Genomic DNA, 21,331 nt, shown 5'->3' with positions numbered 1-21,331 from the left:
TGGCATAGGTGCTAGTAGCGAACCATCGGTGCATTGCGCATGACAAGGGAAAGGACGGCAATGCGCTACGTCTATAGAGAGGAAAATGTCGATTATGTCGCCGATCTGACATTTGACGCTCTCAGCTATGAGGAGATCCACGACAAGAAGCTGTCGCGTCCTCCCAGCAGGGTGCGCCTCGGCTTGCGACAGAGACGCGCTGATTTTGCCAAGATCATCGAACTTGGTGACGTGTCCGTACCCGGTGCGCCGTGGTTCAACGCACGGATTATGGTGCTGATGGATGAAACCCTGTTCGTAGGCGTCGATGACGGTCTGCTACTGATAGATGCCGCAACGGCCAACATTCTGAAGCGCATCCGAACTGGCAATACGGAAGTATCGGAGATCGTACCTGATTTTGATCGCCGCCGGGTCTATGTCGTCAATGAGCCGTACGGATTTGTTGCGGAGGACAACGCTTCAAATGTCGCAGCGTACGAACATAACGGCAGGCTTGCCTGGCGCGCACCGATGGTAATTGAAGAGTGGTCGGACGCGAAAGGCTACTCTCAGATCATAGCGTTAGATCAGGCGGTGCTCGAAGTGACGACATGGACCGGGCGTTGCCACGTGGATGCCAAGGACGGTCGCGTGGTCAACTGCTGGTTCACGAAGGGAATGTAGGAGCTTCTCAGCGTTCCCAAAAAACGAACCCTTTTGCAACCGACGTGCTGCTCGGGAAGCATCAGAGTTCTGCATCGAGGAAGGCCGCAGATTGGGCCGCCTTGAGGCCGTTGCGAAATCCGTGAGTTTTGCATCAGATGGGTGCGGAAAGTCATAGGAAACGGGTCTGAGCCATTATAGCCTGCCCTATGAAACATGCCGAACTACGGTCCATCGTTCACAACGTCGCCGATTCCCTCGGTAGCGGCATCGGTCTCATGATCGGCCATTACGAGATGGACGTTTATGGAGATGCCGAGCGCTCTCACGAGCGCGCGATCACGGTCGATTTTCTACACGGCGTTGTCATCGAAGGTGAACCGTCTACCTCGCTGGTGGAGTCGGTAGCGCTCTATAAGACCGCATTCGCTGACCTCTGTTCGAAAGCCGGTGGATCAATCGCTAACGTGGTAGAAGCAAAGGCCCGCTTTTGGTCCGACGCGTTGAACTGCCACTTCACAGTGACGATCACTGACCGCGACGGTCACCGCTCCGCAACAGACTATGCGGGAATACCTGGCCAACGGGTGAAGATCCTAGATCCCCTTGGGCGCTTGCGGCCTCGGCCAAGCGCCCAGGCCTGATGCAAAACTTTTGATTTTGCATCAGGATGGCCGGAATGGAGAGGAAAGCGGACGGACTGCTTACGGAAAATCGATCGCGATAGCCGAGATGGTACGTCGCATTTTCCGAAATGATTGCGCGATAGACGTCCTGTTGGTCGGCACCGAATTACGAAGTTTGGAACGAGACTGGACCTGCTGCCTGAGACTGACGAATTAATGCTAACAAACGGATTGGGACACCGATGGCAGACACGCAGCATTTCGAAGCAACCGTTGGCGACATTGGTCGAAAGCTTTGGTCGATCTTCCCCGCGGATGCTGTGGAGATGCGGTTCGAGGCGCAATTTCATGAGTGGATGCAGACCGCGGGAGTCAGTCAGTGGACCCGTCGCGACGGTGTTCAAGGGCAGTATGCCGGCTTTGGTAGCAGGCCCGAAAAGGTGGAGGAGTCAGTCAAGGTCGATCTCGCGAGAATGAGAACGCTGGACATCTTCCTGCCAAGGCCTTGGAATCACGTTACGGTGACGTTGACCGAAACTGCTAAAATCAACTTCGATTATGCGTATGTCGACGAGATTGATCAGTGGCCTCGCCTCCATCTGATTGGAATCAGCGCTCTCGAACAAGCAGAAGCTACCCGCGACTACGGCATACCTGCTGCCGATTGGCAACATGTCGCCAGCGAGGTGCTCAAGATTAGGAGGGCGGAATATGAGGCCGCGCGGGCTCTGGGCGATGCAGTTATACAGCACGCCGTGGAGCAGAATATCAAAGACCTTCAAAGCCGGATCGAAGCTGCTGCAATCTAGCACGCGCCGAGGCCGATAGGGCAGTGAGATCACATCGGCGCTGCATTCCAAGTTTTTAACCCATAGTGACAGGAAAGATCGCGCCTAACGAATGGCCGTTATCGGGAGTCCAGATCACGAGCTTCAACGTCCGCGTTTGGGCGAGCGGCCCCCTGCCCTACGGCTGCCGGCCAGACCCAATTCCAGACGTCCAAATTGCCGTACCTGCTTCCCAAAAGCAGCCGCTCGTTCATCTCGCCTCGAAGCGCCTTTCGGCGACCTTCGCGCGTTCGACGCTAGGCTTTCAATCGGGGAAGCAAGATTTACCCCCATCGGCAGGATCGACACATGGCAGAACCCTTCTTCATAGCGGTACTCGACGACCGCCTCGCTGCCATCCGCGCAAAGGTCGAGGCGTTCGACTGGAGCCTTATGCCGGACGCGGGGGGCTGGCAGTCAGGCGTCGGCCTCGCCGATCTCAAGCGGCTCGTAGACTATTGGCTGGCGGACTACGACTGGCGCGCGCAGGAGCGGCGGCTCAATATGCTGCCGCAGTTTACGGCCGACGTGCAGGGGCAGAGCCTCCACTTCATTCATGCGCGGGGCGATGGCTCACGTCCCCCGCTGCTGCTGCTGCACGGCTGGCCGGGGTCGTTCCTCGAATTCGAGGCGCTGATCGCGCCGCTCGTCGCCGACGGTCACGACGTCGTCGTCCCCTCGCTGCCCGGCTACGCGTTTTCGGGCCGCCCCGTGTCTCCGATCGGACCGAAGCAGACCGCAGAGCTCATGCACGGCCTGATGGTCGAGCTGTTCGGCACGCGACGCTATCTCGTGCAGGGCGGCGACTGGGGTGCCGCGATCGGTGGCTGGATGGCGCACGCGCATCCCGATGCGATCGCCGGACTCCATGTGAACATGGTGCTGCTCCAGGCCAAGGACGCGGTGCCTAAAAAGCCCGATGAGGTCGCCTGGGCCGCGAAACGCGCCAAGCTTGCCAAGGAAGAAACTGGCTATTCGCAGGAACAGGGCACGCGCCCGCAGACGCTAGGCGTGGCGATGTCGGACAGCCCGGTCGGCGTCGCGGCGTGGATCCTGGAGAAGTTCGGCGCATGGACCGACGTGCCACGCGACGCACACGGCCGCCCCGACCTGTGGCAGGCGTTCGACGAGGACCTGCTCCTTACCAACATCATGCTGTATCTGGTCGAGGGATCGTTCGTGACGTCGACCTGGATGTACCGTGGCCGCGTGCTGGAGGATTCGGGCACTTTTCCCGCGGGAACGCGGATCACCGTACCGACCGGAGTCGCGGTGTTCCCCGACCCGGTCTTCCCGCCGCCGCCGCGCTCGCAGGCGCAAAAGACCTATGACATCGTCCAGTGGACCGAGATGCCCGCGGGCGGCCACTTTGCCGCGCTCGAGCAACCCGAATTGCTGCTCGCCGACATGCGCCGTTTCTTCGCGTCCAGATCGGTTTCCGACGACGCCCCGAAACGCTCGATCGCACTTCGCTCGGCTGGGATCATCGCTGCGGCGCTGGCAGCGGCTGCGGTCTACACCCGCGCGACGACCAAGCGGATCGAGCAGGACGTGCCCGCCGACGGCCGTTTCATCGACGTCACAGGTGCACGGATCCACTATGTCGATCGCGGAGCGGGACCGCCGATCGTCCTGATCCACGGGCTGGGCGCGCAACTGCGCAACTTCTCCTACGGCGTCGCCGATGCGCTGGCCGACACGTATCGCGTCATTCTGGTCGACCGGCCCGGCTCGGGCTATTCGGTACCGACCGGCGAACAGCCCGGTATCCTCGGCCAGTCGGCGATCATCGCAGGCCTCATCGACACGCTCGCGCTCGATCGTCCGCCGCTGCTCGTCGGTCATTCGCTGGGCGGTGCGGTCGCCCTCGGCGTGGCCGCGCACCATCCTGGGACGGTCGCCGGCCTCGCGCTGCTGGCACCGATGACGCAGCCGCCTGGATCGATGCCCGCCTCGGTGGCAAACGCGATCGAAAGCAACCCTGGCGGGCGCGCGCTCTTTGCCAATCTGCTCGGCACGCCGATCAGCCGTGCGGCGTATGGCCTGCGCTGGGGCAAGATCTTCGCGCCCGATGCTGTTCCGGCCGATTTCGCCACGCGCGGCGGCGGTGGGCTCGGCGATCGCCCGGTTGCGGTCAACGCCGCGCTGGTCGAACTGGCCAGCGCAGACGTCGACCTTGCCGCAATCGTCAGCCGTTATGCCGACCTGACGATCCCGGTCGCGTTGCTCTATGGCCGTGACGACCAAGTGATCGCCCCCTCGATCGACGGCGACCGGGCAGTAGCCGCAATTCCAGGCGCGACGCTGGAGATGACCGACGGAGGGCATATGCTCCCGGTCGCGCACCCGCAGGCCAGCGCTGCGTCCGTCCGCCGATGCGCCGAACACGTCTTGCAGTAGCGCCAAGGGGGGTCAGGGGACTCGGCGCCCGCTGACCCACTCAGAGATATAACGACGCGTACCTGTCTTGCGCGTCAGTGACCGGCGACTTGTCCACCGTCGACGTGGAGTATTTCGCCGGTCACGAAACTGGCATCCTCGAGGTACAGCACCGCGCCGACCACGTCCGCGACCGTGCCCATCCGACCGAGCGGGTGAAACGCTCCGAGCCCGGCGCGCGTTTCGGGAGGGTGCATCGGCGTTTCGGTGATGCCGGGCGACACCGCGTTGACGCGTACGCCGCAGGCCGCATATTCGATCGCCAGGCTGCGCGTCGCCGCAGCGAGCCCGCCCTTCGTCAACGACGCGAGCACCGACGGGAATTCGACATTGGCGTGCTCCGCCAACGTCGTGACGATCTGAAGGATATGGCCACTGCCCTGCTCGACCATCAGCGGCAGCACTGCCTGCGTCATGTGGAAGAAGCCATCGAGGTTCGTCTGCGTGATCTGGCGGTACTGCTCGGCCGTGTAACCAGTAAAACGCTCACCGATGAAGACGCCGGCATTGTTGACGAGCGTATCGACACGCCCGAACCGCTCGCGCGCGGCCATCACGGTGCGCCTCGCGGTTTCGGGATCCGCGACGTCGCCCGCAACGGTGACCCAATCGTCAGCCTGCGAAGGTGCGATCGATCGCGACACGCCGACGACACGCCAGCCGCGCGCGCGATACGCATCTGCAATCCCCTCACCCAAGCCTTGCGAGGCACCGGTGACGATAGCGACCTTGAGCGCGTCAGACATCGACGGCGCCGATCTGCGCGCGGAGGGTAACGGGGGTCGTCATTGCCGAATGGACTCCGAAAAGGACCGAAAGCGGGTTGCTGCGCTCTCGCGATGTCAGGACAGCGGGGGTTGGCCGTTGGACGCGGTCAGTCCGCCGTCGACCGGCAGGTTGACGCCCGTCACGAAGCGCGCGTCGTCGCTCGCCAGGAACGCGATTGCACCGGCGATGTCGGCGGGCTCGGCACCACGCCCGATCGGGATTCGCTCCTCGAACTTGGCGATCAGGTCGGGCTGTTCCCTCATTCCCGCGGTCAGCGCGATATAGGTCAGCGACGGGTTGACCGCGTTGACGCGAACGCCGTTCCTCGCCTCGTCCATCGCCAGCGCTCGCGTGAAGTTGCTGACCGCACCCTTGGCCGCGCAGTAGAAGCTGTGGTTCCAGTCGCCGCCGAGCCCCGACACCGACGACACGTTGATGATGCAGCCCTTCGACGCGCGCAGATGCGCGATCGCCGCGCGGCTCATGTGGACGACGCCGTACAGGTCCGTCTCGATCACCTTGGTGAATTCGGAAAAGTCGCCCTCGTCCAGCTTGCCCAGATGGTCGACGCCGGCGTCGTTGACGAGCACGTCGATCCGACCGAACCGGTCGATCGCCGCCTCGACCAGCGCCTCGCACGCGGCGCGGTCGGTGACGTCGGTTTCCCGCGTCTCGACGGTGCCGCCCAGTTCGCCCGCCAACCGGTCGAGCGCGCCCTTGTCGATGTCGCCCAGCACCAGCGTCGCGCCTTCCTCGGCGAAACGGCGAGCAGCACCTTCACCAATGCCCGAGGCGGCACCGGTAATCACGACCACCTTGCCGGCAAAGCGCGCCATCATGCGTTCTCCGCCTGCGCCTCGTGCCTGCCCTCGCAGAACTCCTCGACGAGCTTTGCACAGAACGCAGGCAAGTCATCCGGGGTGCGGCTGGTGACGAGGCCCTGGTCGACGACCACCTCCTGATCGACCCAGGTCCCGCCGGCATTACGGATGTCGGTGGCGAGCGTCGGGTACGAGGTGAGCTTACGACCGCGTACCTGATCGGCCTCGATCAACGTCCATGGCGCATGGCAGATCGCGGCGACCGGCTTACCGGCGGCGAAGAAATCGCGGACGAACGCCACGACCTTGTCCGACGACCGCAGCGTGTCCGCGCCGACGCACCCGCCCGGAATTACCAAGCCATCGAAGTCGGCCGCCGACACGTCCTCGATCGCCTTGTCGATGGCGAACGTCTTGCCGGGATCAAGGTCGTTGTTGAACGTCTCCGCGTCGCCGGTTTTGAGGCTGATGACGGTCACAGCACCGCCCGCCTGTTCGACGGCGGCCTTGGGCTGCGCGAACTCGGGCTCCTCCGTGCCGCGTGGTGAAATCAGAATTGCGATTGTCTTGCCTTGGAGCTTCATTATCGTCCTTTCGAAATCTGAATAAGCGTGTGCGGTATCAGGCCGGAATATCGGCGATGGCCGCGGTGTTCGCGGCGGCGATGCCGGTCTCGCGGTGGCGGAAATCGCTGAGCGCGCGGTACACCTGCATGCGTGCGCGCATCACGCCGCCGAGCGGGCGGTGCGCTTCGAGCGCGTGCGCCGGCCGGAACGTCATCACCTCGTCGAAATAGCGGACGCGATCCGGGCCATAGGCGGCCTGCCGCGGCAGACGGATCGTCGCGATCGTGCGGTATTCGCTGACCCGCGTCGGCCAGTCGACCGACGTATCTTCGATCGGCTGCGTCTCGGCATCGGCCCAGAGTTGCGCGCGCAGTTCGAACACCGCGTCGTTGCCGTCGAAATACGCGGTCGCGGCGTGACGGAAGCCATCCTCATCCTCATGCGGATCGAGCCGCCAATCATCGAGCGCACGCTGCTCAGGCGCGACCGGAAACACGCCGAGTTTCGCGACATGATCGCCGTAGCGGATGGGGCACTGGCTGAAATAGCTCTCGACGAGCGGGTGGCTGAACGGATGGCCGTAAAAGTCCAGCGTCGGCCTCGGTTCGGCACCGACCGCGTTCAAGACCCTGTTGATGTTGCGCGCGATCGATGCGGCCGCGCTTTTGACACCTTCGGGCATCGGCACGGTCATGCCGATCTTCTTCGCCTGCGCTAGAAACCCGGCGGCGGTGCCGGCCGGGAACGTCGTGCCGCTCGCCAGTACGAAGTCCTGCGTCGGCGCGTCGTGACCAGACAGCTTGGCGCCTTCGACCCCGAAGACCTTGATAGCCATTCCGCGGTGCGTCGAGACCCGGTCTCCGAGCTTCTCGCCCGGCCCCTGTGCAAAGCGGACCGCGACGTCGAACGTCCCTGGGTTCGCGAACAGCCCCTGCGCCAGTTCGGGCGGCAAATCCGCGGCGACGACCAACTTGCCGATGACGCAAGCCGTGCTCTTGGCATGACTGGCGCGCACCGCATGGCCGTCGCGCTTCTCGACCGTCTCGCTCTCCTGCGTCATCCCCTTGATGATACCGTCGATGCTCTCCTGCTCGCCGGGCTCAGGCGTCTCGATGTCGTCACGATAGGGTAGATAGGGCATGGGAAGCTCCTGTTGGATCAGGATGTTAACACCCGAATGCCCCTCGACGTTTCGGTACGGTTCCGTGCAGACCCGGTCAGTCGAGCGCAGGCAGCGACCGCGGCTCGTGCATCGGGCAGCCGTTCAACTCGCTCCGCAGATCCTGGATGACGGGATACACGGCGCGGCGTGCGCGCATGACCGACCCGAGCGGGCGATGCGCTTCGACGCCGTGCCACGGGCGGAATGCAGTCTGTTCGTTGAGCACGGCGACGCGCTCCTTGGACCAGCTCTTCTGCGGCTTCACCGTGATGGTCGCGACCGGGATGTAGGGATTGCCCTGCTCCGGCCACGGCGTCGCGGCGTCCTCGATCGGGTTCTCCTCGAGGTCACGGCAGAGTTGCGCGCGCAGCGTCCAGGCACCACCCTCGTCCGCGAAGATCGCCATCAGTTCTTCGCGGATCGAGTCGGGGCTCTTGCTCTCGTCGAGCTTCTGGTCGGTCAGCGCGCGAAAGTTGGGCGATTCCGGCACAATGTCGAACTTGGCGATATAGTCGCCGAAGCGGAGCGCCGCCTGCGTGCCATAGCGGTCGCCGATCGGATTGGTATCCGGATAGCCACCGAAGCCCTTCAGCAAAGCACTCTCGCCGCCGACCGCTTCGAGCGCCTGCTCGATCGGGCGCAAGACCTTCGACAGCGCCGCCTTCGCCCATTCCACGCGGTTGGTCGTCGCAGCGAGCAGCTTGGTGTTGCGCAGGAACCCGACCGGCGTCGGGTTCGAGAAGGCGACCCCCGAAGCCATCAGGAAATCTTGCGTCACTTCATCCTCGGCGCCCGGCAGCCGCTCGCCGTCGACGCCGATAATCTTGATCGAGAAGCCGCGTGGCAGGGACACGCTGTCGCGGATCGGATCCCCGGGGATCGCCGACATCCGGATGATGACCGGGTAGCGACGCCCGCGCTCGAAAATGCCCTGCGCCTGTTCGTCGGCGAGGTCGTCGTGCACCACCATCTCGCCTTCGAGCAGGGCATGACTCTTGGCATGGACGCCACGCTGCGCGTGGCCGAGGTCCTCGTGCGTCTTTTCGACAATGTAGCTGAACGTCTTGTTGAGACCGTCGATCGTCTCCTGCTCGTCGGGACCGATCGTCTCGACGTCGGGGCTGTAGCGGATCGGGTTCTTCAACATGGGAAATCCTTGTGGTTCAGCGCAGTAACGCGCGGTTCGCGCTTTGGGGGCGTCGGTATTCCGGAACGGTCAGGCGTTGGCCGCTGCCTTCGCGCCGGCCGCGGTCGCGACGCCGAAGACGAGGTGGACCATCGTGTGCGTCCCGATCGTCGCCGCGTCCGCCTGCCATTCGGGCTTCTTGAGCCCCAGCAGCGGCCCGGTGATCCAGTGCATCGCCGCATAGAACGCAAGACCGAACACGATCCCCGACGGCAGCACGCCCGCATTCTCGTCGACGGTCGCTGCATAGACCGCGCCGGCTGCCGCGGAGAGCAGGAGGTGGCTGCCCTGCACGACGACCTGTTCGGTCGCATCCGGGAGGTCGCTTAACGGTACGGAGCGGGCGCCGAGTTGCCGCGCACCGGCCCGTTCGAGATCGGTGAGCTCGGACGGCGTGCCGCTCTTCTTCTCGCCCGCCATCATCATCGCGGTGATGCCGAGGCCTGCCACCAACCCACCGGCGATCGCGCCGGCCATCCGCTTGCCGTTCATGCGCGCTCTCCCTCTTCCTTTGGATCGTCGGGCAAGCCCTCCTCGCGGCCCGGGACCGACATGTCGTAGGCGTTGAGCAGCAGCGACACGAGGCAATAGCCGCCGACCAGATAAACGAGTTCCGCCGTCCCCTCCTCGCCGAACGCGCGCACGGCACGGTTATAGGTCGAGGCTGGCAGCTGACGCCCGGCCGCCAACGTGACCGCGACGTCATAGGCGGAAGCCTCCTCTTCGGTCAGGTCGGCGGGACGCTGGCCGGCGGCAATTGTCGCGACCTTCTCGGCCGACAGACCCGCCGCCTCGCCGACCCGCTCGTGCGCGTAGAGTTCGTAGCGCGAGTTGAAGACGGCGCCGGTGGCCAGGATCGCGACCTCGTGCGCCTCCTTGGGCAGCGTCGCGTTGTCGATCAGCGCCTTGGTATACGTCCAGGCAGCGCGACCGAACGCGGGAAAGCGCAGCATCGGTGCGAATGGCCCGACCAGCGCGCCATCCGCCCGATGCGAGACGAAGCCCTTGAGATGCCCGGTGATGTAAGCGTCCATCTCGTCGTGGAGCGGACGCAGATCCGCGGGCATGTCCGCAGGCGGATAAGGTGGGGTACGCATCGCTTGCTCTCCCTTGTCAGGCCGCGCCGGCCAGATGCCGGTCACGCATTGATCGACGGGGCGGCACCAGCCACCCCGTCGAACCGATCAGCGGCGGGGCGCCCCTGCGAGCGCTGCCTTCAGGCGCGCGACCGCCAGTTCGTTGGCGTCCTTGGCACCACGCACGACCTTCGCCATGCCGAAGAACTCATGCGTCACGCCTGGATACGTCTTCTGCTCGACCTTCACGCCCGCGGTGCGCATCGCCGCGGCCAGGGTCTCGCCGTCCGAGCGCAGCGGATCGATCTGCGCATTGATGATCGTCGTCGGCGGCAGGCCGCGCAGGTTGGCGGCGACCAGGTTCAGCCGCGGGTCCTGCGCATCGGCGGCGCTGGTCTGGTAATAATAGCCGAACCATTTCAGCATCGCTGCATTCAACGGCTTGGCGTTCGCCGAGTCCTTGCGCGACGGCAGCGTCATGCTGCTGTTGGCGATCGGATAGACCGAGACGATGTAGCGTGGCAGCGTCAGGCGATTGTCGCGGGCGTAGATCGCCGTCGCGACCGCAAGGTTGCCACCCGCGCTCTCGCCCGCCACCGCAATCTTCGCAGGATCGCCGCCCCAGCTCGCCGCATTCTGCAAAGTCCAACGATACGCCGCTGCGGCGTCGTCATGCTGCGCGGGGAACTTGAACTCGGGCGCGTGACGGTACTCGACCGACACGACGATCGCGTTCAGCGCCTTGGCCATCGCACGCGGGGCCGAATCATACGTGTTCACGTCCGCGATCACCCAGCCGCCGCCATGATAATAGACGACGACCGGCATAGGCTTGCCATTCGCGGGCGCTGCCGCGGGCTTGTAGATGCGCGCGAACTGTTGGGCGTCCGAGCCATAGGGCACGTCCTGCGTCGTTACCGAGGCGTCGGGCGCGGTCGACAGGCCCTGCTGCGCCATCACCGCCTTGGCACCGTCGGCGGCCGAAGGCTGCATCCGCGCCTGCGCCGGGGTTAGCGTCTCGATCGGCTTGCCGCCGAGACCCGCCAGCGCGTCGAGTACCTTCTGCATGTCGGGCGCGGCCTTGGGCGGCTGCGTCGCGCTTGCCGGCGGGGCTGCGGGCGGCGGTGCGCTAGGCGAGCGGGCCGATTGCGCGAGAACGCCTGCCGATGCGGTCAGCAGCGCCGCCGCGAAAAGGCTGCGCGCGACCGGGCGCTTCGAGATGGAAACCATGTGATCCTCCTGTTTGATCGCTCATGAACAAAGCAGGATGGCCAACGTTGCTGTACGGAACCGTGCAAAGTCCGCCGGTTAGAAGGAGAATTGGGTGTCGACGATCGTTTCCATCACCGGCGCAACGCCTCGCGCAGCGGTCGATCGCGATGACGCCCCTGTCGAAAGAATGGTCGGCAATCGGCTGCTAGCCAGCCTCTCCCCGGAAGATTTCGGCGTGCTGGCGCCGCATCTCGAGCCGGTATCGTTCGCTGTCGGCGACTTCATCACGCGAGCCGGCGATCCGATCGAAAGCATCTGCTTTCTGGAACAGGGTATTGCCGGAGTGCTGGATTCGCTCGACGACGACCGCCGCTATGCGGTCGGTCTGGTCGGCGCCGAGGGGTTCATCGGCTGGCCGCTGGTGATGGGCGACGATCGCTCGCCCTACGACGTCACGATGCGCGCCGAGCGCGGCCAGGCGCTGCGCATTCCCGCCCACGCATTGCTTGCAGCGATCGACCTAAGCCCTGCCTTGCACCTGACACTGCTGAGATTCGCGCACGTGTTCATGCTGCAGATGGGCCGGACCGTCGTGTCATCGCTGGCGCATTCGATCGAACGCCGCATGGCCCGGTGGATCCTTCTCTATCACGACCGCGTCCAGGCCGACGAGATCTGCATGACGCACGAAGAGTTCCGGCTGATGCTCGGCGTTCGCCGTAGCAGCGTTACGGACGCACTCCACCGGCTGGAGGAAGAGCATGCGATCCGGGCCGTCCGGGCCAAGGTTCTGGTCCACGATCGGACAAAGCTTATGGCGCTGGCGGGCGATACATATGGCCAACCAGAACAGGACTATGTCCGTCTCCTACAGATGGACCGGAACCGATAAGGCCTCGCGCCAGGTGACCCGATTCCAGCCGTTCACGCGGGCTTTCTCGCTTCCCAAAACTTGCCGCTCATTCATGTGAGTGGGTAGACCGCTTTGACGAACTCTTACAGCCGCTCCGAACGGCTCAAACTGGGGACATTGCTGCCTGACAGCTTCCAGAATCGGAACGGTCGAAAGCCGTCGGTGCGTAGTGTCACAACCGTTCGGTTATGACACCGATCAATAATCATCGCCGGACTTGAGAGGGCCACGCGATCTGGAGGCGTCGTTCTAGCTAGCTGACGCGGAGCGCTTCAATCACAGCGCGCAGTCCGGCTGACATGCCTGTCCGAGCGGGATAGTAGAGATAGAGCCAATCTTCCGGCACAATCCATTCATCGAGACATCGGATCAGGCGCCCGGCCTTCACATAGGGCCGTGCGCGATCTTCCCAGACGTAGGCAAGCGCAACGTCCGCAAGCGCAGCTTCGATCATCAGCTCGTGGTCATGCAGCGCCAGTGGACCGGTCGGCTCAAACTCGACGTCCTCCCCTTCGCGACTGAAGAACCACGGATAGCGAGCAGTGCTTGGGTACATGTTCTGAATGCAGACATGGCTTTTCAGGTCAGCAGGCGTGCGCGGGACGGGGTGCCGCGCGAAATAGCCAGGCGAGCCCACCACCACCAGGCTCATGCGCGGCTTGATGCGCACGGCAGTCATGCCCTCACGCAGACTCTCGCCTAGCCGGATGCCCGCGTCGAAGCCTTCCTCGACGATGTCGACCAGGCGGTCGGTGGCGACGATCTCCAGCTGCAGGTTCGCGTTGCGCTCGATCAGCTTGCCAATCACCGGCCCGAGCACAAATGGCGCAATCGAGTTCGGCGCGTTGATCCGCACCTTGCCGAATGGCGTGTCGCGATACTGATTGAGCGCATCCAGCGCCAAGCCGATGTCGCCGAACGCGGGCGAGAGTTGCGCCAGCAACATGGCCCCTGCGTCGGTCAGCGACACGCTGCGGGTCGTGCGGTTGAGCAGGCGGATGCCGACACGCGCCTCTAGGTTCGACACTGCGTGGCTGATCGCGGAGGCGGTGACGCCGCGCTCCTCTGCCGCTTTGCGGAAGCTGCGATGGCGGGCGACCGCGTCGAAGGCGGCGAGTTCGGACAGATCGGTCGTGCGCATTGCTGATCCTCGCTCAGCATTGTCCGGAAGACTAGCCATCTAATCGCATCAGTCCAGAAGGCGCACAACGCTCCTGCCACCGACGCTGCCGGATCGAAGGAGCTACATGATGACCATTTTCGAGACCATCACCGCAGACCAGGCGCAGGGCCTGCTTGCCGCAGGCCAAGCCCACGCCGCTGCGATCGGCGTGCCTGCCGTCGTCGCCGTGCTGGACGCCGGCGCGCACCTGAAGGCCTTCGTCCGCATGGACGGCGTGGTGCTCGGCTCGATTGATGTTGCTGCGGCCAAGGCGCGCACGGCCACGATGTTCGGCACCAGCAGCGCCGCTGTGTGGGACTACTGCCAGCCTGGCGCGCCGGCTCCGAACCTCCAGGCCAGCAATGGCGGGCTGATGCCCTTTCCGGGCGGCCTGCCGCTGATCAATGCAGACGGCGTGCTCATTGGCGCCATCGGCGTCTCAGGCGGTGCGCCGTCGCAGGACTTGGCCATCGCCGAAGCCGCAGTAGCCGCGCTGAACGGCTGAGAACCCTCACTCGCAAATACTACCGCAAGCGCCAGGAGAACGATCATGACGAAGACTATCCTCATTACCGGCGCAGGCTCCGGCTTCGCCAAGGCTGCTGCCATTGGTATGGCGAAGGCGGGCCATACCATCATCGCCACCGCCCAGATCAGCCCCCAGGTGGCGGCGCTACGCAACAAGGTCGCCGAACTCGGACTCGACAATTTCCGCGTCGAGAAGCTCGACCTCAACGACCCTTACGACATGGCGTTCATCCAGACGCTGGATGCCGACGTGCTCTGGAACAACGCCGGCTATGGTGAGAGCGGACCTGTGAGCGAGATTCCGCTCGATCTCTTCCGCAGGAACTACGAAGTCAATGTCTTCAAGCCGTTGGAGCTGACGCAAGCGTTCATCCGCCGCTGGGTGGCGGAGGGCCGCCAAGGCAAGATCGTCTTCACGTCTTCCATGGGCGGCCTGTTCACGCCCGCCGGCTGGGGCACCTACGTCTCGACCAAGCACGCGCTGGAATCAATGGCCGAGGCGATCGCGCAGGAAGTCGCGCCATTCGGGATCAAGGTCCAGACGATCAACCCCGGTGCTTATCTCACCGGCTACAACGAGACGATGGCGGACACCGCCTTCCGCTGGCTCGACGACGCCAGGAACTTCACCAAGCGCGACGAACTCCGGGCCACTTTCGATGCGCTGCTCGCCAGCCCGCAGGGACACCTCGACCCGCAGGAGATGATCGACCGCATGATCGATATCGTTCCCGCCGACACCGGCAAGGTCCGCAACGTCTGCCCGCAGTTCGTCGAGGACATGCTGAAGGACGCTCAGGCCGCTGCCTGGACCGCCCAGATTTAACCCACTGGCGAGGGGCGGCGATCCATGCTGCCGCTCGCCCGATCAGGAGAACGACCGTGACCAGCACCTTCTGGAAACCCTTCGCCGTGCGCGCGAGCCTAGCGTTCGCCGCCGCCAGCGTTGGCATCCTCGCGGTGGCACCCGGCGCTCATGCGCAGACGCCGGCGGGCAACAAGACGATCGTACAGCGCAGCTTCGATGCATGGACGGCCGGCACCGGCAGCCCTTTCGACCTGCTTGCCGACGAGGCGAGCTGGACCATCGAGCGCAACTCGGTCGTGTCGAAGACCTATCCGACCAAAGAGGCTTTCATGCGCGAGGTCATCCGCCCGTTCAACGCGCGCATGTCGGCCGGCATCAAGCCGACGATCAAGAGCATCACGGCCGATGGTGACCGCGTCGTCATCCACTTCGACGCCGCCGGCACCGCACGCGATGGCAAGCCTTACGTCAACACCTACGCCTGGTTCTTCCAAATGCGGGGTGGCCGCGTGACCCGCGCCTTCGCCTTCTTCGACGCAATCGCTTTCAACGACCTCTGGGCTCGCGTCGCGCCTGCCGAGTGAACGCGCCCGCACTCCCTGCAACGCAGGCACCTGAACCCCGCCACCCGGAAAAGGACATCTGACATGAAAACCTGGTTTATCACCGGCGCATCGCGCGGCTTCGGCGCGCTCATCACCGCACGCGTGCTGGCCAAAGGCGATGCCGTCATCGCCACGGCCCGCAGCCCACAGGCGATTTCTGACCGTTTCGGCGAGCACCCGAACCTGCTTGCGCTGCCGCTCGACGTCACCAGCGACGAACAAGCAGTTGCCGCAGCGGAGGCTGGGATCGCTCGGTTCGGTGGCATCGATGTGCTGCTCAACAATGCCGGTTTCGGCATGGTTGGGGCCGTGGAGGAGGCGACCGCGCCAGAGATCGAACGTCTCTTCCGCACCAATGTGTTCGGCTTGCTCGCCGTCACTCGCGCCGTCCTGCCCCACATGCGCGCCGTGAGATCGGGACGTATCCTCAACATCTCGTCCATCGGCGGCTATCGGGGCGCAGCCGGCTTCGGCATCTACAGTGCGACCAAGTTCGCGGTGGAAGGCGTATCGGAAGCGCTGCACGCGGAACTCGCGCCGCTCGGCATCCATGTCACCGTAATCGAGCCCGGCTATTTCCGGACAGACTTTCTCGATGCGTCATCGCTGGTCGTCAGCCCAAATCGCATCCCCGACTATGACCAGACCGCTGGCCGTGTTCGCAACCGCGCCGTGGACTTGAACCATGGCCAACCCGGTGATCCGACGAAGCTGGCGAAGGTGCTGGTTGATTTCGTGGAGTCGCCCAACCCACCCGTTCGCTTGCCTCTGGGTAGCGACACGATGGCGGCGATCCAAGGGAAACACGCCTCTGACTCAGCAATCCTGAAAGAATGGGGCAGCACGTCCACTTCTACCGATTTCTGAAGCTGCTTGCCGCTGCTTGTTCGGTGTTACAACCGTCCGGTTCTGACACCGGCAACAGCAAGGATCGTAGTGAGCAAACTCCTGCGTTCGCGTCACCAAGCATTTTAAGGCGTCGCGATATGAGGCGGGGCGTGCAGTGACCTTATACTAAGGCAATTACCTTAATATCCTTGCTTTATCACCCATTCCTTGATACTCAGGGATGTGCCTTACCATTCAGCTCCCCTTGATCTCGCCTTTTACGCGCTCAGTGACCCGACGCGGCGCGCGGTAGTGTCGCGGCTTGCCGAAGGCGAAGTACCGGTCAGTGCTTTGGCGGAGCCCTTCGACATGGCGCTGCCCTCGTTCGCCCAGCATCTCAAGGTGCTGGAGGAATGCGGGCTGATTACCAGCGAAAAGCGCGGGCGCAGCCGCTGGTGCAGGCTGGTGCAGGCGCGTTTCTCCGAGGCAGCGGATTGGATGGACGCGGAACGCTGGCGCGCCACAGAGCGGCTAGATCGGCTGGAACTCTATTTGGACAATAAAGAGGATGAAGGACATGGCGGCCCCGTTTGAGACTTGGTCGCTTGACCGTGAAATCGTGCTGGCGAAGGTGCTGAATCATCCTCGTGACAAGGTTTTTGCCGCGTGGCTGGACCCCAAGGCCTTGGCCGAATGGTACGGCCCGGCCGGCCTCAGCATCGAGAATCACGAGGCTGACATCCGAGTTGGCGGCGTCTGGCGGTTCGACATGGTGGGCATGTTCGAGGGCCGGGAGCAGCGCTTCGCGAACCTCATGCGCTTTTCTGGAAATTGTCCCGAACGAACGGATCGTGGTGGACTATGGGACGCCCGATCACAACGATCCCGACCGTTTCCGCATGACGGTGACCTTTGATGAACAGGCGGACGGTAAAACGGTGCTGACGATGCGCCAGCTCCATCCGAGCCGTGAGCGGCGTCAGGCCGTGATCGACTTCGGCGCGGTGGAATACGGAATGCAGACGCTGGAAGGCCTTACGACCTATCTGGAAGGCTGAACACTCAACGCGAGACCCGCCCTGTTGTCGTCGGTGTCATAACCGGTCGGTTGTGACACTGCAGACGCGACCATGGTTTTCCAGAGGTTTGCGTGTATTAGAATGCTGGTTCAGAATGTCAGCTCCCAAGACCGGCAACTTTCTCCGCTACGTCTGCCCTTGGGTTGCAAGCAGCCCCACGGCTTCCGGCAGCGAGGACCCAGTTCCTGACGTTCAGCCGCAATTTCGCGCCTACGAACTTCAGACATCCGTTCATGTCGACGCTGCGCGTCGATGAGCGGCTTTCGGCAATCGGCTACTTTTACTGGGAAAGCAAAGCCACCAGCGGCCCCGGTGAACGCGGAACACAAGCTAGCGATGAACACTAGTCGACCTCCGACGTCAGGGAGCGACTCTAGAGAGAATGCTTTGCTTGAGACCTGCAGCGCGAAATTCCTCCTTTGGGAGCAGATGGCGATACTAGCTTTGCTTTAACCATCCAACCAAGCGGTTGTGATCTCGCCTTTATGCCCCTCCGGTGCCAGCACGGCGCGCAAGGCTTCCAGCAGAGGTGGTAGCGCCTGTATGAAGGCGTAGGGCGGGTTGACAATATAAAGGCCTGCGCCATTATAGATGCCGTGCTGATCGTCATCGTACAGCCAATGCTCCACACTCAGCAATTTCGGGATGCTGATTCGGCGTAACTGCTCGTTCCACCGCCGATGCGCGGCGCGGTCTTTCAGCGGATACCAGATCATCGTCACGCCGTGCGCCCATTTACGGTAAGCAGCCGCAAGGGTGGCTGTGATACGCGCGCGGTCATCGGGTTGCTCATACGGCGGATCGACCACCACCACGCCGCGCGCGGTTCGGGGCGGCAGCGTCGCCAGCCAAAGCTCGTAGGCGTCGCGCTCATGCACGGCAGCGGATGTGTCGCGCATCACACCGCGCAGAGTATAGGCGTCCCGGGGATGCTTTTCGTTCAGGATTAGAAAATCCTGCGGGCGCAGTAGCTGCGCCAGGATTCGCGGCGAGCCGGGGTAGAACCGTAGCTCGGCTCCGGCATTCACCGCCTGCACGACGGCGCGGTAGTCGTTCAGCACGGAGTTCGGGTCGGCATAGGCCCGCAGCACGCCCTGCGTGGACTCGCCGGTGCGTTGTGCATCCTCGCCGTCGAGGTCGTACAGCCCGCAGCCGGCATGGGTGTCGATCAGGGTCAGCGCACCCGGTTTTTGCTGCAGGGCCCGGACGAGGGCGATAAGTAGGCTGTGTTTTACGACGTCGGCACTATTGCCGGCATGGAAGGAATGGCGATAATTCATTTCAATTCGAAATCCTGACGATCTACCTTATACGTGCCCCTTGGCGCGGTTGCCGAGCGCGAGGCGACCGAAGTCACCGAGCCCGTGCTGGTATAAAGTCGGGCGGAAACCTTCAACGGACTTCTGCGCGAGGCTTGGAGCCCGCGTTAGCGGTCGCGATCAGGAACGGAGGCGCGAGGCTCCGGGAACGGCGCTGCCCCACAGTCGGTCACTCTGGGGGCTGTGCGCGCTTTCCGACTCCAGACGGTCGTTCATGGCGTTAGCCTCGACTTCCCACTGATGCGACTATCTCAGAAATGATCGACTTGTTGCCGAGCCGCCCCGAAAAGCGGAGTTTGAACGCCTCCAGATGATCCACAAATTCGGAGGATTGTTAAGGACGTACGGCGCGCAATGAGAATCGCCCGAGTCATAACGGCACGCGAGCGGCGAGGAAGTCGACGAACACGCGGACGCGCGCCGGCATGTTGATGCCGCCGACGAAGACCGCGTGGATGAGTTCGACGTCGCCTGGGTTGAACTCCTCGAAGATCGGGACCAGCCGGCCGGCGGCGATGTCGTCGGCGACGCTGAACGCGCCGACGCGCGCGATCCCGACCCCGGCCAGCGCGAGTTGACCGAGCGTCTCGCCGTTGTTCGCCTCGATGTTGCCCTTAACCGACAGAGCTAGGTCGCGGCCGTCGCGCCGGAACGGCCATACCGGCTCGATCCGGCGAAAGTTGAAGTTGAGGCAGTTGTGGTCGCGCAGGTCTTCGGGCGTGACCGGCATGCCGCAGCGCGCGAGATAGGCGGGCGAGGCGACGATCACGCGACCGCTTTCGCCGAGCTTGCGCGCGGTGAGCAGGCTGTCGGCCAACGGTCCGAACCGGATCGCGACGTCCGCCTGACCCGCAGCGACGTCGACGATCGCATCGCTCAGCGCGAAATCGAGCAGTATCTGCGGATAGAGGCCGACGAATTCGCCGAGCAGCGGGACGACGCACAAACGGCCGTGCGAGAGCGCTGCGCTGACCCGCAACCGGCCGCGGGGCGCGCCCTGGTCGGCGATCTGCTGTTCGGCGTCATCGAGATCGGCGAGTATCCGACGCGCGCTCTGGAAATAGGCCTGCCCCTCCGCGGTCGGCGTGAGCGCGCGGGTCGAGCGCAGAAGCAGCCGGACACCAAGCCGCGCCTCGATCCGGTCGATCGACCGCGCGACTGCCGATGGGGTCAGCCCCAGCACGCGACCCGCGGCTGAAAAGCTGCCCTCTCGCATCACCGCCGCGAAAATCCCTAAAGCGCGGGCGCGGTCGGCGCCCGGCACTATCTTTGCGTCCACCTCAAAAATCCTTCGCCGCGACACAGGCTAATATGTGAGCGCCGCGCCGTCCATCTATGCGTCGACATCATGGGGATATCGTTATGGACTATCGGCAATTGGGATCATCGGGGCTGCGGGTGCCCGTGCTCAGCTTCGGCACGGGCACGTTCGGCGGCACCGGTCCGCTGTTCGGCGCGTGGGGGCGTAGCGACGCGACCGAGGCGCGACGGCTGGTCGACGTGTGCTTGGAGGCGGGCGTGACGCTGTTCGACACCGCCGACGTCTATTCGAACGGCGCGTCGGAAACAGTGCTGGGCGCGGCGATCAAGGGGCGGCGTGAACAGGTGTTGATCTCGACCAAGACCGGCCTGCCGATGGGCGACGGACCCCAGGACTGGGGCGCATCGCGCGCACGCCTGATCCGCGCGGTCGCGGAGTCGCTGCGGCGGCTCGGCACGGATCATATCGACCTGCTCCAGCTCCACGCGTTCGACGCGTCGACCCCGACCGAGGAACTGATGGGAACGCTCGACGCACTGATCGCCGCGGGCAAGGTGCGCTATGCCGGCGTGTCCAACTATCCCGGCTGGCAGGTGGCGAAGGCGCAGGGAATCGCCGACCGGCACGGCTGGCCGCGGCTCGTCGCGCACCAGGTCTATTATTCGCTGATCGGCCGCGCCTATGAGGCGGACCTGATGCCGATGGGCGCCGACCACAGCGTCGGGGCGATGGTCTGGAGCCCGCTTGGCTGGGGTCGGCTGACCGGCAGGATCGGGCGCGACCGGCCGATCCCGGACGGCAGCCGGCTGCACGATACGGAGCAGTTCGCGCCGCCGGTCGAGACCGAGCATCTCTACCGCGTGATCGACGCGCTGGAGGCGGTGGCGACCGAGACTGGCAAGACCGTGCCGCAGGTCGCGATCAACTGGCTGTTGCGCCGGCCGACGATCGCGTCGGTGATCATCGGCGCGCGCAACGAGGCGCAGTTGCGCGACAATCTCGGCGCCATCGGCTGGGCCTTGTCGGAGGCGCAGATGGCCGCGCTCGATGCGGCGAGCGACGTGCTGCCGCCCTACCCGCATACGCCGTACCGCCAGCAGGAGGGATTCGCCCGTCTGAATCCGGCGCTGGTCTGAGGAGCACCACGATGAAGTTCAATCCCGGCCTGCTGGCCCTGTCCGTCGGTGCGTTCGGCATCGGCGTGACCGAATTCGCGCCGATGGGGCTGTTGCCCGTGATCGCGCATGATCTCGGTGTGTCGATTCCGACCGCCGGGTTGCTGATCAGTGCCTATGCGCTGGGCGTGGTGATCGGTGCGCCGCTAATGACGCTGACGACCGGGCGCGTGCCGCGGCGGACGTTGCTGATCGCGCTCGCGGGGATCTTCACCGCCGGCAATCTGCTGGCGGCGGTGTCGACCGGATACAGCATGCTGATGGTCGCGCGGATCCTGACCTCGTTCAACCACGGCGCGTTCTTCGGCGTCGGTTCGATCGTCGC

General features: G+C 64.1%; 23 protein-coding genes and 1 pseudogene. 13 read left to right on the top strand and 11 right to left on the bottom strand.

Annotation, left to right across the window (positions count from 1 at the left end; translation table 11 throughout):
* Positions 1-60 precede the first annotated feature (60 nt).
* The 4 genes from H8S47_RS00120 (at position 61) to H8S47_RS00105 (ending at position 4,498) form a co-directional block, all read left to right on the top strand.
* Entirely contained in the window at positions 61-666 is a 606-nt protein-coding gene (locus tag H8S47_RS00120; RefSeq protein WP_187501910.1) for a hypothetical protein, read from the top strand.
* 188 nt (positions 667-854) lie between these two features.
* Positions 855-1,289 (top strand): hypothetical protein, encoded by a 435-nt coding sequence (locus tag H8S47_RS00115; protein WP_187501909.1) that lies wholly within the window; start codon positions 855-857, stop codon positions 1,287-1,289.
* 224 nt (positions 1,290-1,513) lie between these two features.
* The gene (locus tag H8S47_RS00110) at positions 1,514-2,080 is read left to right on the top strand and encodes a hypothetical protein (protein WP_187501908.1); all 567 of its coding nucleotides are present in this window, start codon (positions 1,514-1,516) and stop codon (positions 2,078-2,080) included.
* A 327-nt stretch (positions 2,081-2,407) separates the two neighbouring features.
* Complete coding sequence (locus tag H8S47_RS00105; RefSeq protein ID WP_187501907.1) at positions 2,408-4,498, top strand: epoxide hydrolase family protein; 2,091 nt, start codon at positions 2,408-2,410, stop codon at positions 4,496-4,498.
* Positions 4,499-4,572: 74 nt separating this feature from the next.
* Here H8S47_RS00105 and H8S47_RS00100 read toward each other — a convergent pair whose 3' ends face one another.
* From H8S47_RS00100 to H8S47_RS00065, 8 genes are all read right to left on the bottom strand, one after another.
* A complete protein-coding gene (locus tag H8S47_RS00100; protein ID WP_187501906.1) occupies positions 4,573-5,283 on the bottom strand; it encodes an SDR family NAD(P)-dependent oxidoreductase in 711 nt (236 codons plus the stop codon).
* 96 nt (positions 5,284-5,379) lie between these two features.
* Complete coding sequence (gene budC, locus H8S47_RS00095; protein ID WP_187502105.1) at positions 5,380-6,141, bottom strand: meso-2,3-butanediol dehydrogenase; 762 nt, start codon at positions 6,139-6,141, stop codon at positions 5,380-5,382.
* A complete protein-coding gene (locus tag H8S47_RS00090; protein ID WP_187501905.1) occupies positions 6,141-6,710 on the bottom strand; it encodes a type 1 glutamine amidotransferase domain-containing protein in 570 nt (189 codons plus the stop codon). Before H8S47_RS00090 ends, budC begins: the two co-directional genes overlap by 1 nt.
* Positions 6,711-6,747: 37 nt before the next feature.
* Positions 6,748-7,833, bottom strand: a complete 1,086-nt coding sequence (locus H8S47_RS00085; RefSeq protein ID WP_187501904.1) for a catalase family protein — start codon at positions 7,831-7,833, stop codon at positions 6,748-6,750.
* A 76-nt stretch (positions 7,834-7,909) separates the two neighbouring features.
* Positions 7,910-9,001: a catalase family protein gene (locus tag H8S47_RS00080; protein WP_214654853.1), complete on the bottom strand. Its 1,092-nt coding sequence runs from the start codon at positions 8,999-9,001 to the stop codon at positions 7,910-7,912.
* 69 nt (positions 9,002-9,070) lie between these two features.
* Positions 9,071-9,532, bottom strand: a complete 462-nt coding sequence (locus tag H8S47_RS00075) for a hypothetical protein (protein ID WP_187501903.1) — start codon at positions 9,530-9,532, stop codon at positions 9,071-9,073.
* Positions 9,529-10,137, bottom strand: a complete 609-nt coding sequence (locus H8S47_RS00070) for a carboxymuconolactone decarboxylase family protein (RefSeq protein ID WP_187501902.1) — start codon at positions 10,135-10,137, stop codon at positions 9,529-9,531. Before H8S47_RS00070 ends, H8S47_RS00075 begins: the two co-directional genes overlap by 4 nt.
* Positions 10,138-10,224: 87 nt before the next feature.
* Positions 10,225-11,346, bottom strand: coding sequence for an alpha/beta hydrolase (locus H8S47_RS00065; protein ID WP_187501901.1), 1,122 nt, complete (start codon positions 11,344-11,346; stop codon positions 10,225-10,227).
* Positions 11,347-11,440: 94 nt separating this feature from the next.
* On the opposite strand from H8S47_RS00065, the gene H8S47_RS00060 reads away from it, so the two are divergent.
* Positions 11,441-12,220 (top strand): Crp/Fnr family transcriptional regulator, encoded by a 780-nt coding sequence (locus tag H8S47_RS00060; protein ID WP_187501900.1) that lies wholly within the window; start codon positions 11,441-11,443, stop codon positions 12,218-12,220.
* A gap of 274 nt (positions 12,221-12,494) precedes the next feature.
* Here the strand turns inward: H8S47_RS00060 and H8S47_RS00055 are convergent, their stop codons facing one another.
* Positions 12,495-13,382: a LysR family transcriptional regulator gene (locus H8S47_RS00055; RefSeq protein WP_187501899.1), complete on the bottom strand. Its 888-nt coding sequence runs from the start codon at positions 13,380-13,382 to the stop codon at positions 12,495-12,497.
* 109 nt (positions 13,383-13,491) lie between these two features.
* Here H8S47_RS00055 and H8S47_RS00050 point away from each other — a divergent pair, with 109 nt between their 5' ends.
* From H8S47_RS00050 to H8S47_RS18625, 6 genes and pseudogenes are all read left to right on the top strand, one after another.
* Entirely contained in the window at positions 13,492-13,908 is a 417-nt protein-coding gene (locus tag H8S47_RS00050; protein ID WP_187501898.1) for a GlcG/HbpS family heme-binding protein, read from the top strand.
* A 45-nt stretch (positions 13,909-13,953) separates the two neighbouring features.
* Positions 13,954-14,757 (top strand): SDR family oxidoreductase, encoded by an 804-nt coding sequence (locus tag H8S47_RS00045; RefSeq protein ID WP_187501897.1) that lies wholly within the window; start codon positions 13,954-13,956, stop codon positions 14,755-14,757.
* A gap of 56 nt (positions 14,758-14,813) precedes the next feature.
* On the top strand, positions 14,814-15,323 hold the full coding sequence (locus tag H8S47_RS18970) for a nuclear transport factor 2 family protein (protein WP_187501896.1): 510 nt from the start codon (positions 14,814-14,816) through the stop codon (positions 15,321-15,323).
* Between the two features lie 63 nt (positions 15,324-15,386).
* Entirely contained in the window at positions 15,387-16,211 is an 825-nt protein-coding gene (locus tag H8S47_RS00035) for an SDR family NAD(P)-dependent oxidoreductase (protein WP_187501895.1), read from the top strand.
* Between the two features lie 204 nt (positions 16,212-16,415).
* A complete protein-coding gene (locus H8S47_RS00030) occupies positions 16,416-16,766 on the top strand; it encodes an ArsR/SmtB family transcription factor (RefSeq protein WP_187502103.1) in 351 nt (116 codons plus the stop codon).
* A pseudogene (locus H8S47_RS18625) lies at positions 16,741-17,230 on the top strand (SRPBCC family protein). The gene H8S47_RS00030 and the pseudogene H8S47_RS18625 overlap by 26 nt, the downstream one beginning before the upstream one ends.
* A 470-nt stretch (positions 17,231-17,700) precedes the next feature.
* Here the strand turns inward: H8S47_RS18625 and H8S47_RS00020 are convergent.
* Positions 17,701-18,531, bottom strand: coding sequence for a 23S rRNA (adenine(2030)-N(6))-methyltransferase RlmJ (locus H8S47_RS00020; RefSeq protein ID WP_187501894.1), 831 nt, complete (start codon positions 18,529-18,531; stop codon positions 17,701-17,703).
* 409 nt (positions 18,532-18,940) lie between these two features.
* Entirely contained in the window at positions 18,941-19,849 is a 909-nt protein-coding gene (locus tag H8S47_RS00015) for a LysR family transcriptional regulator (RefSeq protein ID WP_187501893.1), read from the bottom strand.
* Between the two features lie 83 nt (positions 19,850-19,932).
* Here H8S47_RS00015 and H8S47_RS00010 point away from each other — a divergent pair, with 83 nt between their 5' ends.
* Both H8S47_RS00010 and H8S47_RS00005 read left to right on the top strand, forming a co-directional pair.
* On the top strand, positions 19,933-20,967 hold the full coding sequence (locus tag H8S47_RS00010) for an aldo/keto reductase (protein ID WP_187501892.1): 1,035 nt from the start codon (positions 19,933-19,935) through the stop codon (positions 20,965-20,967).
* Between the two features lie 11 nt (positions 20,968-20,978).
* Positions 20,979-21,331: MFS transporter (locus tag H8S47_RS00005; protein ID WP_187501891.1), on the top strand; the 353-nt coding region annotated here is incomplete at its 3' end.

It is taken from the genome of Sphingomonas albertensis (genome assembly GCF_014358075.1).
In the GTDB taxonomy this organism is placed as follows: Bacteria; Pseudomonadota; Alphaproteobacteria; order Sphingomonadales; family Sphingomonadaceae; genus Sphingomonas; species Sphingomonas albertensis.
The sequence above is the reverse complement of the archived record's forward strand: the minus strand, read 5'-3'. Positions and strand labels throughout refer to the sequence as shown.